The organism is Pseudomonas lactucae (genome assembly GCF_016937615.1).
Taxonomy (GTDB): Bacteria; Pseudomonadota; Gammaproteobacteria; order Pseudomonadales; family Pseudomonadaceae; genus Aquipseudomonas; species Aquipseudomonas lactucae.
In genome coordinates, this window is the sequence record NZ_JAFHKI010000067.1 from 1 (window position 1) to 14,725 (window position 14,725).

Here is a 14,725-nt window from a genome sequence, read left to right on the forward strand (position 1 = left end):
TCGTAGCAGCAGTTTTGGCACCTGGCTTCGCGGCTGGTTTCGCAGCAGCGGCTTTGACAGCTGGTTTGGCGGCAGCCGTTTTAGCAACTGGCTTCGCGGCCGGTTTGGCAGCTGGCTTTTTCGCAGCGCTCGCCGCAACCGCTTTTGCAGGCGTACGCGCACCCAGCACTTTCGCTACAGCTTCTTTTACACGGCCAACGCCCTGGGCCAGTTTCAGGCTTTCCTGGGCATCTTTTTTCAGTTGGGAAATGTAGGCGCGAGTTTCAGCTTGGCGATCCTTGAGGGCGTCGAGCAAGTCCTCAAGTTCTTTGACAGCGTCTTTGGCCTTGGCTTGTGCCTTGGCCTTGCCGGCAGTGGCGGCGTCTTGCAGTTTGATGCGCGACTTGTGCAGCTTTTCTTGCGCTTTACCGCGCTGTTTTTCCAGCTTGGCGAGCAGTTTTTCTGCATCGGCCAACGCTTGGGAACAGGCGCTTTCCAGATGTTCGAGCAGGCTGCTCGACAGTTGTTGGAGTAAGTGCAACGGGGTATTAACAGGCTTCTGTTTGGCCGACATGGTTTACCTCCTGGCTGACGTGGGTGCGGCTCATACTAGCCCTCTGCTCTTACCGCCGCTAGGCCATGTTGACAGTATCGTTTGCGTTGCGTTGCACCCTGTGAAAATTCTTATTCATATAACAAAAATACGCGGCACTTTTTACCGCTTCACACTGGCATAATCCGTCGCACTTTCGGCGGGAGAATGCCTATGTCGCGTTACCTTTTTCTTGTGCTTGGCTTGGCGATTTCAGTGGCCAATGCGAGCGAACAATCGCCGCCAAAAACCACCGTCCAAGACCAGCATGACCTCGCCTACAGCCTCGGCGCCAGCCTCGGTGAACGGCTGCGCCAGGAAGTCCCCGACCTGCAGATCCAGGCCCTGATCGACGGACTCAAGCAAGCCTATCAAGGCAAGCCACTGGCGCTGGACAACGCACGCATCGAACAGATTCTTGCCGAGCACGAGGCACAAAATGAATCCGACGCGAAGGCGCCGCAAAGCGAAAAAGCACTGGCGGCTGAACAGCAATTTTTAACCCAGGAAAAATCGTCAACGGGTGTGCGCGAATTGGCGGACGGCATCCTGCTCACCGAGCTCACCCCCGGCACCGGTAACAAGCCGACAGCCCGCGATCAGGTGCAGGTGAAATACGTAGGTCGATTGCCCGATGGCACTGTGTTCGATCAGAGCACACAGCCGCAGTGGTTTCGCCTGGACAGTGTGATCAGCGGCTGGAGCAGCGCGTTGCAGCAGATGCCGGTGGGAGCAAAATGGCGCCTGGTCATTCCATCGGCCCAGGCCTATGGCGCCGAGGGTGCGGGTGAGCTGATTGCGCCTTATACGCCATTGGTATTCGAGATCGAATTGCTCGGCACTCGCCCCTGACCCAATAAAAAACGGTGCGACATGCGCACCGTTTTTTCCTCGCCACCAGGGTTCAAGCCTGAGCGGCAGACTCTTCTTTGTGAGCGTTGTGCAGCACTTCGATCAGGCAATCTTCCAGTTCGAAACGCTCGTGAAGCAGCGCGCCCAACTCTTTGAATTTTTCGGCAACACACTTGCCGGCATCACACAGATCGGTGAACGCCAGCAGTTTCTCGGTGATGGCATCGATGCGCGGGTAAAGGGTCTCGGCCAAGTCCAGACCACGCTGATCATCGAAAGCTTCCGCCTCCTTGGTCAGTTGTTCGTAGACGCCAAAATGGCCAGCCGACACGTAGTCCACCAGAACAGCGCAAAAATCCTGCAGCGTTTCGCGATCTTCAGCCAATGTCTCGGGCTTGGCGCCAAGCGCATCAAAGGCCCGAACCAGTTCATGACGTGCCTTCAACCAGCTGTCGATCAGCTTGTGCACCCCACCCCAACGTTCCTGAGCATTCTGACAACTTTCCAGCATGATGATCTCTCTTCCCTATTGGGGCGCTGCCGCCTGATGCCCGCGCAACACTTCAAGGATAAAGCAGCAGCGGGACAAGGCCGCATCTTACAACCGGTTCAAATAACGCATGCGGGCCAGATTATGCCCGCACGACTATGGCTTCAAGGTACGCAGGAGAGAAAGTTCATACAAGTGTTTAATCCCGTCCTACAAACCACAAGCCGGTTTCACTGCCTTGCCGGGCGCAAATGCCGGCTAATCAACAGCCGCGAGAACTGCATACTGCCCAGGATCAACATCCCCACGAAAAACAGCAGGCTCCACTCGGGAAGGCTGAGGTCAAACAGCGTCCAGTTGATTTCCACACAGTCAACAGTGCCCTTGACCGTTGCCTGCAATGCCTGCCACAGCGACAGGCTTTCAATCATATAGTGCACGCTGGGCCAACAATCGGCGGGTTGATCGAGTGCGGCATTTTGCAGCAGCACTTGGCGTACGGCGGTAATCGCGCCGAGCAACGCGCAAGCCATGCTCGCCCCACCGTAAAGGTAGATGCCGAAACGCCTGGGGTTATGAATGGCCGCGACCAGATTGATCAGGGTAAAGACCGCCAGGAACACACGTTGTATTTGGCACAGGAAACAGGGACGCAGCAGCGCGCCGTATTCAAGATAGAAAGACGCGCCCAATGTCAGCGCACCAGCCAGGAACGCCAGGAGAAACAAGGAGCGTAAAGGGGCCAAAGACATTGTTTATCCGTACCGCAAAAGATAGGTCGTTACGGTAGAGGAAAGGCCTGACTGCTTTCAATACGCGCCAGAGCAGACAATTCCGCGAGAGCCTAGGGATATGCCGTCAGAACCTGGATGATTTTGTGCATTTAGTGGTAGGACTTTGCCTGCTAGAGGCTTGCCCGCCTTAAATGGGGCATTAAAGGGATGGCTCTGCGACACGCCCGAGCCATCCCGCCACCTCTTTCCTACATCAGGCTCGCGCGGGGACCGGCAATGGCGACGCCAGCAAGCGGTTGTCCAGCAGCCCCAGACCCTCCTGGAACAGCTGGTTGCTGCGCTCGGTATCACCCAACTGCGCCAACAGGCGCGCCAGCTCGGCACAGGCTTCCGGGTTGCGCTGAACCTGCAGGCTGCTCTCCAGATAATCCCGCGCCTTCCCCCACAGACTGTTTTGCAGGCACAGGCGGCCCAATGTCAGCAACAGGCTCGCATCGCCCGGATGGTCCTTGAGCCAGCCTTCGGCAAACTTCAACTGACGCGTCGGATCACTGCCTCGCAGCAAGCCGTAAAGGCGAATCAGGTGGCTGTCATAGCTGCGCTTGAGCGCACCGCGCAATGCCTCCTCGGCCTTGGCGTCAGCGCCCAATTGACGCAGTTGTTCGGCATAGGCCAGAACCAATTGCGGTTCCTGGCGCTGAGCGGAGGTGAGTTGCTGCCAGGCCCGCTCAAGGGATTGCAGACCGGCTTCGCCCTGCTCTTCGCGCTGGGCCGCCAGGCTCAGGTTTTCACCCCAGGCGCGACGCTCCAGCTCCGCCAGCTCACCGGCAGGCAGCACCTTGTCCTTGCGCAGTTCCGGCAGCAGGCGGATCACCGATGACCAGTCGCCCCGCTGCTGATGCAGACGCTGCAATTGGCGCAATAGCTGGGCGTTGTGGGGATGGCGCTCGTGCATGGCCTGCAGGGTGACCAGCGCACCGTCAGTGTCGCCACGGTCCAACTGCAATTGCGCATGGCTCAAGGCAACCGCCAGCTCGGCCTGTGGCTGACGCTCCAGGGCGCGCTCCAGCAAACCGTCCGACTCTTCGTAACGCCCCTGCTCATTCGCCGCCCGCGCGGCGCCAAGGTAGTACAGCAACGGCTGGCGCTCGGCTTCGGCGGCGCGGTGCAGGTGGCGCTCGGCACTGGCCCAGCGGCCTTCGGCGAGGTCCATCTGGCCCTGCTCGATGGCGATCTGCACACGACGACTGCGGTTACGTCGCGACCAGGGGTTTACCACACCGCCCGAGGTAGTGACCAGGCTCAGCAACAGGCGTATCACGTAGATCGCGAGGCCGATGGCAAACACCGCCACCAAGGTGGCCCACAGGCTCGACTCATAATGCAGCACATGAGGGTAGGTAATCAGCACATAGCCGGTGTGTTTCGAAATGCCCACAGCAAGTGCCAGGGCGATTGCGATCGCCAGCACCAGGATCACATAGAAACGCTTCATCGGCTCTACTCCTGGGTCGCCGGCTTGCCAGCCGAAGCCTTGGCTTCGGCGGCAGACAGATGACGACGTTCAAGGTACGCCTGTACCGCGGCCAGGCTGGCGGCCAGGTCTGGCGTGACCACCGAGACGGCTTTGGGCTCAAGCTCGGCGATACGCGCCAGCATCGCCTTGCTCTGTGGGTTGTCCTGGTTGAAATTGTCCTGCAAGACGCTGCGCGCCTCGCCCAACGAGCGGCTATACACCGCCGACTCGCCATTGAGCGCCGCCCATTGCGCTTGTTCCAGGGCCAGGCTGAGGGCCAGGCGTACCTGGTTCAGGCCTTGCCCGGCCAGCAACGGACGGATGTTATCGTCCGGGTTGAAGTCGATGCGGAAGTAACGCGAGATCTGTTCCCACCACTCACGCCAGCGGCTGTCGGTATCGGTGGTCGGGCGTCCCTCGGACACAGGCTCGGTCAGTTGATATTCAGGCGCAATTGCCGCCAGTTGCACCACCTGATCGCGCAGGGCGGCCAGTTGCAGATACAGCCCGGTGCGATCCGGCTGTTCGGTGCTGCGCAGTGAAGCCAGGCTCTTGGCCAGCTGTTCACGGGCGGCATAGGAACCCGGATCGCTCTGCTCGCGAAGAATCTCATCGGCGCCTTGGACCAGCGCCTGCGCGCTGTTGATATCCTGCAAGGCAGACAGGCGCAAGCTCGCCAGGCGAATCAAGTGCTCGGCTTCAGCCAGGCGCCAGTCCTGGCGGCTGGCGCCCAGCACGGTTTCCAGACGCTGGCTCAACCGCTGTTGATCGCCCTGCAACTGGGCAACCAGGCGTCGGCGCTCTTCCAACTCGTCTGCGCCAGGCAACTGCGCCAGGCGCGCGGCGAGCTGTTGCTGGCTCTGCTTGAGGGTTTGGGACTGGTCATCCAGGGTCTGCACCTGGCCCAGCTGTTGCTGGCTGCTGGCTTGCAGGGCACGGACCTGCCAGATCCCCCAACCGCCGGCGGCGACACCGGCAGCCCCTAACAGCAGGGCGACAACTGCCAGGCCATTGCCACGGCGCGGCGCGGTGACCGGTGACTCAACCGGCGCATCAAGTGCGGGTTGGGTTTCATCTTTGGGCAAGGCTGTTTCGCTCACGTATCCGTCCTTTGCGTATCAGAGAGTGGGACCGGGATAGCTCCCTATCGCCACTAACAAAGCCGCGGCACTCGCGCCGCGACAATCCACAACTTTTTCTGCGCCGGCAGCCCGCGCCATCTCGGCGACGCGCGGGCTGGGCACGAATAACGGCAGCTTCGCCACCTGTGGCCAATCAACTCCGGCCAGGGCCTGCAGGTGCACAAAACCCTGCCCACTGCTGACCACCACGCCGTTCAAGCGTTCCAACTGGATGCGCCGGATCAGTACCCCAGCGTCATAGGCCGGAAGAAAACGGCGGTACAACTCCAGGTAGTCGACACTAGCACCTCTCTCGCGCAAACGCTCAGCCAGCAGCTCGCGCCCGCCCTCGCCCCGCAGGATCAACACCCGGGCATCGTGGCGAGCGACAGCCTCGCGCAACGCAGGTAATTGAAGCAACGCCTCGCTGTCATCGCCGGTTTCGGGGAAGTGAACGTTCAGGCCATGATCGACCAGCACCTGCGCCGTCGCCGCGCCCACGCTGAACCAGGGCAGTCGTGGCCAGTGCCGATCCAACTGCTGCAAGGCAAGGCGCGCAGCCGGTTTGCTGACCACGATGACCGCGCAATAACGCCTCAGATCATGAAACACCGCCTGTTGCTCAGGCGTTACCGGCAAGGGCTCAATGTCCAGCAACGGCAAGCTGCTACTGAAAATTCCGGCTTCGGACAACGACGCCGCCAGGGCCTTGGACTCCTGCGCCGGCCGGGTCAGCAGCACTCGCCAGTCGGTCACTGCGGACCTGCCTCGCCGTAGACTTTTTGCAAAATGGCGCCCGCGCCTTTCTCCAGCAACTCCTCCGCCACCTGGATGCCCAAGGCCGTCGCGTCAGCCTGCGGGCCGCGCGCTTGGGCGGTCAACAGGGTGCCACCATCGGGGTCGCCCACCAAGCCACGCAACCAGATGTTGTCGCCTTCGAGCACGGCGTAACAGGCGATCGGCACTTGGCAGCCGCCATTGAGGTGTTTGTTCAACGCGCGCTCGGCGGTGACGCGCACCTCGGTATCGTGATGATCAAGCGGCTTGAGCAACGCGTGGATTTCACTGTCGGCGGTGCGGCATTCGATACCTACCGCGCTTGGCCGCCAGCGGGCAGACTGTCTTCGACGCTGATGGCCGAGGTGATGCGGTCTTCGAACCCCAGTCGGATCAAACCGGCGGCAGCGAGGATGATCGCGTCATATTCGCCGGCATCCAGCTTGGCCAGGCGGGTGTTGACGTTCCCGCGCAAAAAGCGGATCTGCAGGTCGGGCGACGCGTCAACAACTGGGCCTGGCGACGCAGGCTCGACGTGCCGACGACGCTGCCCGGAGGCAATTCATCCAGAGACGTGTAGGTGTTGGAAACAAAGGCGTCGCGTGGGTCTTCGCGCTCGCAGATACAAAACAGCCCGAGCCCCTCCGGGAAGTCCATGGGCACGTCTTTCATCGAATGCACGGCGATGTCGGCTTCGTTTTCCAGCAGCGCGGTTTCCAGCTCCTTGACGAAAAGGCCCTTGCCGCCGATCTTCGACAGTGGCGAATCAAGCAGCTTGTCGCCGCGACTGACCATGGGCACCAGGGACACCTTGAGGCCCGGATGGGCCAGTTCAAGGCGCGCTTTGACATATTCGGCCTGCCACAAGGCAAGTGCACTTTTACGGGTGGCGATGCGAATTTCGCGAGAGGACATGGATCAATCCGTACTGAATAGATACGGCAGATAATAACAGCTCAGGCAAATACGCCTTGATTTGAATCAGCAAGTGCGGGGCCTCCCTGGCCACCTTGCACCGGAAAAGGGCTGCAGGCTGTGTCACAGGCGTGAGGCTAAAGCTGCTGCATCATCTTGCGTACGCCGGCAACGTGTCGTCGGCTCACAATCAGCGCATCGCCGTTAAGCCCTTTGAGAAACAGTTGAAAGTGGCCCAGAGGCGTACGCTGCAGACGCTCGATGCGCTCGCGGGCCACAAGCGCATTGCGGTGAATACGCACGAAGCGGTCGCCAAACTCATCCTCAAGGGCCTTGAGCGGCTCATCAAGCAGTACTTCACCGGCCTCGTGGCGCAAGGTCACGTATTTGTGATCCGCGATAAAGTAGACCACCTGGTTCAGCGGAATCAGCTCAATGCCTTTGCGGGTACGTGCGCTGATATGGCTACGCGGCCCGTTCCCGCTTTGGGCGGCCGGCTGGGTCAAGGCGGCAAGCTGGGCGCGGTTGGGGCGCTCGGCTTTTTTAAAGGCCTTGAGCAAGGCTTCGGCAGTCACCGGCTTGACCACAAAACTGACGCCGCTGGCTTCAAGCGTTTGCGCGTCGAATTCGTCCTGAGCGGCGCACAACACCACTGCAGGTGGCGATTCGCGCTCACTCAAGCGGGCGGCAACCTGCAGCCCATCGAAGCCCGGCATGCGGATATCGAGCAGCACCACATCCGGCTTGAGGCTGTCGATCAGCGTCAATGCCTCCTCGCCGTTGGTAGCGCTCGGTTCAAGGACTGTATAACCCTCAAGCTCACTGACCAAACGGCTCAGTCGCTCGCGGGCTTGGGGTTCGTCATCAACGATCAGGACATTCATATTGCGCTGGATTCCTGCGTGAGTCTCGCACAAGGATAGCGTAGACAGGTGCGGTGACTTGCGTCACAGCGATCCACGCTAAGACTAGCGCGAGCGGCAAAAAGTGCCCTGACAGCGGCACCCAAATTTACCCGGACCTGTTCAATAGCGCCCAAGACCTGCTGCCGTCGGGCATCGTCGTAAGGTTTGCTGATACACAATCCGAATACCCCCTTTTCAATGGATAGTCAGGTTCTGACCGCACGACCTGACTTTGGTGCATTCACACACTATCAGTCCAACTGTAGACGCTCACTGCGACGATATTGCTCAATCGTCAAATATCGTTTCAATTAGTCCCTGCCTCCAGTCTCGTCCCGGACGCGTTCGACGGCAAGGCACTTAGCCATCCTTTGCACAAATAAAAATGCCGCCAACCCGCAGCACCGCGTCCACGGGCAACCCTGTTATTATCGCCGACACACTTCCATGCCTCTCTATTAAGCAGACCACGAGCGAACCCATGAGCACCGACAAGACCAACCAGTCCTGGGGCGGCCGCTTCAGTGAACCCGTCGACGCCTTCGTCGCCCGCTTCACCGCCTCCGTCACCTTCGACCAGCGCCTGTACCGCCATGACATCATGGGCTCTATAGCCCACGCCACGATGCTGGCCAAAGTCGGCGTGCTGACCGACGCCGAGCGCGACGCCATCATCGACGGCCTGACCACCATCCGCGGTGAGATCGAAGCCGGTACGTTCGACTGGCGCGTCGACCTGGAAGACGTGCACATGAATATCGAGGCCCGCCTCACCGACCGCATCGGTGTGACCGGCAAGAAGCTGCACACCGGTCGCAGTCGTAACGATCAGGTGGCCACCGATATCCGTCTGTGGCTGCGCGATGAAATCGACCTGATCCTGGTCGAAATCACCCGCCTGCAGCAAGGCCTGCTGGAGCAGGCCGAGCGTGAAGCGGACACCATCATGCCCGGCTTCACGCACCTGCAGACCGCACAACCTGTGACGTTCGGCCACCACCTGCTGGCCTGGTTCGAAATGCTCAGCCGCGATTACGAGCGCCTGGTGGACTGCCGCAAGCGCGCCAACCGCATGCCGCTGGGCAGCGCGGCACTGGCCGGCACGACCTACCCGATCGATCGTGAGTACACCGCACAACTGCTGGGTTTCGATGCCGTCGGTGGCAACTCGCTGGATGGCGTGTCGGACCGTGACTTCGCCATCGAATTCTGCGCCGCCGCCAGCATCGCGATGATGCACCTGTCGCGCTTCTCCGAAGAGCTGGTGCTGTGGACCAGCGCGCAATTCCAGTTCATCGACCTGCCGGACCGCTTCTGCACCGGCAGCTCGATCATGCCGCAAAAGAAAAACCCCGACGTGCCGGAACTGGTACGTGGCAAGAGCGGCCGAGTCTTCGGCGCACTGATGGGCCTGCTGACCCTGATGAAAGGCCAGCCTCTGGCCTACAACAAGGACAACCAGGAAGACAAGGAACCGCTGTTCGACGCCGCCGATACCCTGCGCGACTCGCTGCGTGCCTTTGCCGACATGATCCCGGCGATCAAGCCCAAACACGCCATCATGCGTGAAGCGGCGTTGCGCGGCTTCTCCACGGCGACTGACTTGGCGGACTACCTGGTGCGTCGTGGCCTGCCGTTCCGTGACTGCCACGAAATCGTCGGCCATGCCGTGAAATACGGCGTGGATACCGGCAAGGACCTGGCGGAAATGAGCCTGGAAGAGCTGCGCCAGTTCAGCGACCAGATCGAGCAGGATGTGTTTGCCGTGCTGACCCTGGAAGGCTCCGTGAATGCCCGTAACCATGTAGGCGGCACGGCACCGGCGCAGGTGAAGGCCGCGGTCGTGCGCGGCCAAGCGCTGCTCGCCAGCCGCTGAAAAATGTGGGAGGGCGGTGCGACGATTCGACTTGCCCCCCTCCCACACTTGATTACTTTTTGGCCGCAACCATCGCCATGAACCCCGGCATCGCCGCTTGCCTGTCGGCCTCCACTTTCTGAGCGTTGGGCATTTCATTCAGACGTCCAAGCAACGCCTTCGCCTTCGGCAATTCAGCCAACAGGTCCAGCCCGAACAGTTTCTCGCCCACACCGCAGGCCAGGTTCAAGCTGTACATGAAATACAGATCCGCAATCGTAAAGCTATCGCCCGTCACAAATGGCGCGAACTTGCCATGCCGACCTAACGCACCGATACCCAGCAACAACTCCGTCCTGGATTTTTCCTTGATCGCCTCCGGCACCTGCATGCCAAAAAATGCCTCGCCGAAACACGCACGGGCGGGCAACTCGATGTACAGCTCGATTTCCCTGCACAACGCCAGCACCTGGGCGCGCTGGAACGGGTCGGCCGGCAGCAGCGCAGGCCCTTGCTGGGTCTGCTCGATGTATTCGAGGATCACGCTGGTTTCGTTGATAAACCCCTGCTTCACGCCCAGCACCGGCACCTTGCCGCGCGGGCTTACTGCCAGGGCTTCAGGGGTTTGTCCGGCAAAAAAAGGCACTTCTTCGAACGGCAATCCTTTCTCCAGCAGCGCCAGTTTCACCATGTTGTAGTAGTTACTGACTGAAAATCCGTAGAGCTTGAGCATCGCAAAGCCTCCAGGCCGTGTGCGGGGTTGGCTGCAAGCGTTATAGACCCCCGGGGCCACCCTTGCCAGCAGCATCACCTGGCTGAATGGCGGTAGACTGGCTCCCTTTCCTTAAGGAGCCTGCCATGAGCGAGCTGACCGATATCGATAACGACGAAGAAGAATTCACCGAAACCACGCTGATCGAAGCGATCGAAAACCAGATTGAAAGCGACAACCCGCCAGCGGCCAAGGCCACCTTCAACAAGCTGACACTGGTGGGTTACGAGCGTGAAGAGATCCTGCAACTGATGGCCCACGTGCTCGCGGTAGAAATCGACGCGCTGCTGGAAGAGGACCGCCCTTTCAATACCGAATGGTATGAAACGGCCCTGCGTGCCCTGCCGGAGTTGCCGCCCGAAAAGCAATAAATCCAATACGCTGCAACACACTGGACAGTTCGGCAAAGTGCGTTCACCTTATGGCCTGCTAGCCTCTAATAAATTTTAGAAAGTCTGGAGTCCTTATGTCGTATACCCCTGAGTTGGTTGCCGAACTGGAAATCCTTGTACTCTTTCCCCTGGACAGCACCAAGGAAGGTCTGAAAGTCCACCAGACCGCTGCTCCCACTGCCATCGCCGCTGCCAAGCGCCTCCATGCCAAAGGACTGATCGACCAGCCGGACGGAGGCTACCTCACCAGCCTTGGCCGGGACGCTGCGGAGCAGGCCCAAACCCTGCTGACCATTCTGACCACTGCCAGCACCAAAGAAGCCGCCTGATACCGAATACAGCCCATGGAGTCCGCCCGGTGCGGATTCCGAGGGCGTTGCTGTGGGCGTGGAAAATTCTTACATCAAACGCTACTTCCCTCTAAAACTCCTACGCCACTGGCTGTAAACTCCTATACGGCCGCCCACGTCGGGCCCTGCGAGCCGCCGAGTTCGACATGACCCGCATCCATGAAATCCGCCCCGACCTGGACGAAGGCATCGACCGCAAGGTGCTGGCCCAATTGCGTGCGCGTTTCATGGCTCTCAATGAAGGCCGCATGGCGAGGGCCATCGAGGGGCTGACGCCGCGCCAGCAAAGCGTGCTGACGCTGCTGCCGCTGTTCTTCCACGTCAATCATCCGCTGTTGCCAGGTTATGTGTCAGGCAGCACGCCGGCCGGTCTGTCCAACTTCGAACCCGACACCCAGGCCCTCACCGAAGCCCAGCGCCTGACCCGTTCGTTCTCTTACAAGCCGCGCCCGAGCAACCAGCCCAGGCCGATCCATGGCCTGTTCCTGATGGGCAGCCTCGGTACGCTGGCCCAGGCCGACCAGAGCGATATGGACGTGTGGGTGTGTCACGCTCCCGACCTTGGCGAAAACGAACTGGCCGAACTGCGCAAAAAATGCCAATTGCTCGAAGCCTGGGCCCTGAGCATGGGCGCCGAGGCACACTTCTTTCTGATCGAGCCGACGCGCTTTGTATTGGGCGAGCGCGACACCCAACTGAGTTCCGACGACTGCGGCACCACCCAGCATTACCTGTTGCTGGACGAGTTCTACCGCACCGCCATCTGGCTGGCCGGACGCACGCCGATCTGGTGGTTGGTGCCCGTGTACGAAGAACGCCGCTACGCCGAATTCACCCATACGCTGCTTTCCAAGCGGTTTATCCGCGCCGATGAAACCCTCGATCTGGGCCACTTGGCGCATATCCCCGCAGGCGAATTCATTGGCGCCGGGCTGTGGCAACTGTTCAAGGGCATCGAATCGCCCTACAAGTCGGTGCTCAAGCTGCTGTTGACCGAGGTCTACGCCAGCGAACACCCGAACGTGCACTGCCTGAGTCTGCGCTTCAAACGGGCAGTGTTCGCCAACCAGATGGACCTGGATGAGCTGGACCCGTACATCGTGGTGTACCGCCGCATTGAGGAATACCTCAAGGCGCGCAACGAGCCGGAACGCCTGGAGCTGGTGCGCAGGGCGCTGTACCTGAAGGTCAACCGCAAACTCAGCGCCGGCCAGCGCACCAGCAGCTGGCAACGTTTGCTGTTGGAACGACTGGCCCAGGAATGGGGCTGGAACCCGCGTCAACTGGCCCTGCTGGACAGCCGCAGTCAATGGAAAGTGCGCCAGGTCGCCTCCGAACGCCGCGCCCTGGTCACCGAGCTGAACTACAGCTATCGCTTCCTGACCCAGTTCGCCCGCGCCGAACAGAGTGTGAGCCTGATCAACAAGCGCGACCTCAACGTACTAGGCCGGCGTCTGTACGCAGCATTTGAACGCAAGGCCGGCAAAGTCGAGTTCCTCAACCCGGGCATCGCTCCGGACCTGGCCGAAGACACCCTGACCCTGGTGCAATCGCCCAATCGCAAAGAGCCCGGTCAGCACCATTGGGGCCTGTACAACGGCAGCCTCACCGCCCTGGAGTGGCAGCACTTCGCGCCGATCAAGCGCAGCCGCGACCTGCTCGAAATGCTGACCTGGTGCCATCGCAACGGCGTGATCGACAGCAGCACACGCCTGGCCCTGCATCCCGGCACCAGCGACATGACCGAATTCGAGCTGTTCAACCTGCTGGGCAGCCTGCAACAGACCATCGCCCTGCCCCTGGCCAGCGTCGATGAAGTCAGCCTGCTGCGCTCGGCGGTGCCCGAGGAAGTGCTGTTGCTGATCAACGTCGGCGTCGACCCGCTCAAGCACCACCGTGACCTGAACATCCTGATGACCACCGAGCGCACCGACTCCCTGAGTTACGCCGGCGTGCGCGAAAACCTGGTACTGACCCTGGACCAGGTCACGCTCAATAGCTGGAACGAAGTGATGGTCAGCCGTTACGACGGCCCGCACGCCTTGCTCGACTGCCTGCGCGATTACCTCAATCAATTGCCGCCTGACCACCTGCCACGGTTGCGGGTGCGCTGCTTCTGTCACAACCGTGCGCAGTTTATTGCCCAGCGCGTGGAAGAAATCTTCGACACCGCGCAGCACCTGCTGCTGGGTCAGTCCAACCACCGCTATCTGCTGCAAGTGCAGCAGCATTATCACGTGATGGAATTGATACCGGGCCAGGCCACTCATGTGTCACTGGCGACCCAGGACGCATTGATCGCCTACCTCAGCGAAGAGTTGGCCAGCTACAGCCCGCTGCACTTGGACACCATGGCCCTGGAAGACCACGACCTGGCACTGCTGCTGCCTATGGGCATGCCTGATTGCGTGCAGGTGTTCTACCGGGTCAACGAAGGTTTCGCCGAGCTGTATGTGCTCGATGAGTTCAACGCGCTCTGGCAGCAACGCCTGCCGTTTCATGATGAGCAAAGCCTGTTGGCGCCGTTGCAGCGCTTCCTGCAATCGATCATTTATCGCCGTGACGCGCTGTCGCCGCTGGACCCGCAAGAGCCCCTGGGTGCGGTACAGATCCAGTATTACCAACTGTTACCGTCCGGCAGCAATCGCGCACGCGGCGTCGAAACTCGACCGGCACCGCAAAATCCCACGAACAGACCGTTCTACGACGTGCAGGCGATTATCAGCAAGGCGGCGCCCGGCCAGGTGGGCATTACGCTGTACTGCAACCAACGGGAATTTTCCGAACTGGAATTTGGCGACCAGCTCTTTGCCGTGGTCGCCCGGGAGATCATCGGGCAGCGCCGGGAAACCGAGCGCTACCGCGGCTACATCACCGACCTTGACCTGTCGGGCCTGCTCGGTGATGTGCAAAGCCCAAGCAACCTGTACCTGCGTTATAAGGCCGAATTGGAGCTGTCGCTCAATGAGGCGTTGAGCCAGATTTAGAGAAGGAAGGCGCCGCCGTCTTTAGGCTGGCCTTCAACGCTGAGCAGCTCAAGCTTGAGGGTCTTGCCACCGGGTGCCGGCCAGTCAATGTGCTGGCCCACTTGCAGGCCGAGCAACGCGCTGCCCACTGGCGCCAGGATCGAAATTTTGCCTTCATCGGCGTTCGCGTCTTTCGGGTAAACCAGAGTCAGGTGGTAATCCTTGCCGCTGCCTTGCTCGCGGCAATGCACGCTGGAGTTCATGGTCACGACACCCGCAGGTACCTCATCGTGACCAACCACGTCTTCGGCGCGGTCGAGTTCGGCTTGCAATGCTTCGACGCCCGGTGTTTCTTCGCCCAGGCGGTCGATCAGTTGCTCCAGGCGCTGCACGTCAAGACGGGTGAGAATGATGGACGGTGCGGTGGTCATGATTCAGGCAGACTCCTTTTTTCTGCACAAAAAAGCAAAACCCCGCCAGAAAAAGGCGGGGTTCTCACGGGCCTCGAT

General features: G+C 60.5%; 15 protein-coding genes and 1 pseudogene. 5 read left to right on the top strand and 11 right to left on the bottom strand.

Annotated features, from left to right (window positions below; genetic code table 11):
- A partial coding sequence (locus JWR98_RS13610) for an AlgP family protein (RefSeq protein WP_205490302.1) occupies nt 1-553 on the bottom strand: 553 nt, incomplete at its 3' end.
- Nucleotides 554-745: 192 nt separating this feature from the next.
- Here JWR98_RS13610 and JWR98_RS13615 point away from each other — a divergent pair.
- Nucleotides 746-1,423, top strand: a complete 678-nt coding sequence (locus tag JWR98_RS13615; RefSeq protein WP_078735173.1) for an FKBP-type peptidyl-prolyl cis-trans isomerase — start codon at nt 746-748, stop codon at nt 1,421-1,423.
- 52 nt (nt 1,424-1,475) lie between these two features.
- Here the strand turns inward: JWR98_RS13615 and JWR98_RS13620 are convergent, their stop codons facing one another.
- From JWR98_RS13620 to JWR98_RS13645, 8 genes and pseudogenes are all read right to left on the bottom strand, one after another.
- Nucleotides 1,476-1,934 (bottom strand): Rsd/AlgQ family anti-sigma factor, encoded by a 459-nt coding sequence (locus tag JWR98_RS13620; RefSeq protein ID WP_003176855.1) that lies wholly within the window; start codon nt 1,932-1,934, stop codon nt 1,476-1,478.
- Between the two features lie 209 nt (nt 1,935-2,143).
- Nucleotides 2,144-2,665: a disulfide bond formation protein B gene (locus JWR98_RS13625; protein ID WP_205490303.1), complete on the bottom strand. Its 522-nt coding sequence runs from the start codon at nt 2,663-2,665 to the stop codon at nt 2,144-2,146.
- A 235-nt stretch (nt 2,666-2,900) separates the two neighbouring features.
- Complete coding sequence (locus JWR98_RS13630; protein WP_205490304.1) at nt 2,901-4,142, bottom strand: heme biosynthesis protein HemY; 1,242 nt, start codon at nt 4,140-4,142, stop codon at nt 2,901-2,903.
- Nucleotides 4,143-4,147: 5 nt separating this feature from the next.
- On the bottom strand, nt 4,148-5,263 hold the full coding sequence (locus JWR98_RS29425) for a uroporphyrinogen-III C-methyltransferase (protein WP_256858233.1): 1,116 nt from the start codon (nt 5,261-5,263) through the stop codon (nt 4,148-4,150).
- 18 nt (nt 5,264-5,281) lie between these two features.
- Nucleotides 5,282-6,040: a uroporphyrinogen-III synthase gene (locus tag JWR98_RS29430; RefSeq protein WP_256858234.1), complete on the bottom strand. Its 759-nt coding sequence runs from the start codon at nt 6,038-6,040 to the stop codon at nt 5,282-5,284.
- On the bottom strand, nt 6,037-6,336 hold the full coding sequence (locus tag JWR98_RS30210; RefSeq protein WP_425273184.1) for a hypothetical protein: 300 nt from the start codon (nt 6,334-6,336) through the stop codon (nt 6,037-6,039). Before JWR98_RS30210 ends, JWR98_RS29430 begins: the two co-directional genes overlap by 4 nt.
- A gap of 38 nt (nt 6,337-6,374) precedes the next feature.
- Nucleotides 6,375-6,976 (bottom strand): annotated as a pseudogene (gene hemC / locus JWR98_RS30215) (hydroxymethylbilane synthase).
- Nucleotides 6,977-7,113: 137 nt separating this feature from the next.
- Nucleotides 7,114-7,860: a LytR/AlgR family response regulator transcription factor gene (locus JWR98_RS13645; RefSeq protein WP_078735177.1), complete on the bottom strand. Its 747-nt coding sequence runs from the start codon at nt 7,858-7,860 to the stop codon at nt 7,114-7,116.
- Nucleotides 7,861-8,362: 502 nt separating this feature from the next.
- Here JWR98_RS13645 and argH point away from each other — a divergent pair.
- On the top strand, nt 8,363-9,757 hold the full coding sequence (argH, locus tag JWR98_RS13650; protein WP_078735178.1) for an argininosuccinate lyase: 1,395 nt from the start codon (nt 8,363-8,365) through the stop codon (nt 9,755-9,757).
- A 52-nt stretch (nt 9,758-9,809) separates the two neighbouring features.
- Here argH and JWR98_RS13655 read toward each other — a convergent pair whose 3' ends face one another.
- Nucleotides 9,810-10,469 (bottom strand): glutathione S-transferase family protein, encoded by a 660-nt coding sequence (locus tag JWR98_RS13655; protein WP_078735179.1) that lies wholly within the window; start codon nt 10,467-10,469, stop codon nt 9,810-9,812.
- Between the two features lie 125 nt (nt 10,470-10,594).
- Here JWR98_RS13655 and JWR98_RS13660 point away from each other — a divergent pair, with 125 nt between their 5' ends.
- The 3 genes from JWR98_RS13660 to JWR98_RS13670 all read left to right on the top strand — a co-directional run bounded on the left by JWR98_RS13660 (nt 10,595) and on the right by JWR98_RS13670 (nt 14,237).
- Nucleotides 10,595-10,879 carry a hypothetical protein gene (locus tag JWR98_RS13660; protein ID WP_078735180.1) on the top strand — a complete coding sequence of 95 codons (285 nt, stop codon included), beginning with the start codon at nt 10,595-10,597 and terminating at the stop codon, nt 10,877-10,879.
- A gap of 95 nt (nt 10,880-10,974) precedes the next feature.
- Complete coding sequence (locus JWR98_RS13665) at nt 10,975-11,229, top strand: TIGR02647 family protein (protein ID WP_003195403.1); 255 nt, start codon at nt 10,975-10,977, stop codon at nt 11,227-11,229.
- Between the two features lie 167 nt (nt 11,230-11,396).
- Nucleotides 11,397-14,237 (top strand): class I adenylate cyclase, encoded by a 2,841-nt coding sequence (locus JWR98_RS13670; RefSeq protein WP_205490305.1) that lies wholly within the window; start codon nt 11,397-11,399, stop codon nt 14,235-14,237.
- Here the strand turns inward: JWR98_RS13670 and rnk are convergent.
- Nucleotides 14,234-14,647 carry a nucleoside diphosphate kinase regulator gene (gene rnk / locus JWR98_RS13675; protein WP_078735182.1) on the bottom strand — a complete coding sequence of 138 codons (414 nt, stop codon included), beginning with the start codon at nt 14,645-14,647 and terminating at the stop codon, nt 14,234-14,236. The genes JWR98_RS13670 and rnk overlap by 4 nt on opposite strands.
- Nucleotides 14,648-14,725 lie beyond the last annotated feature (78 nt).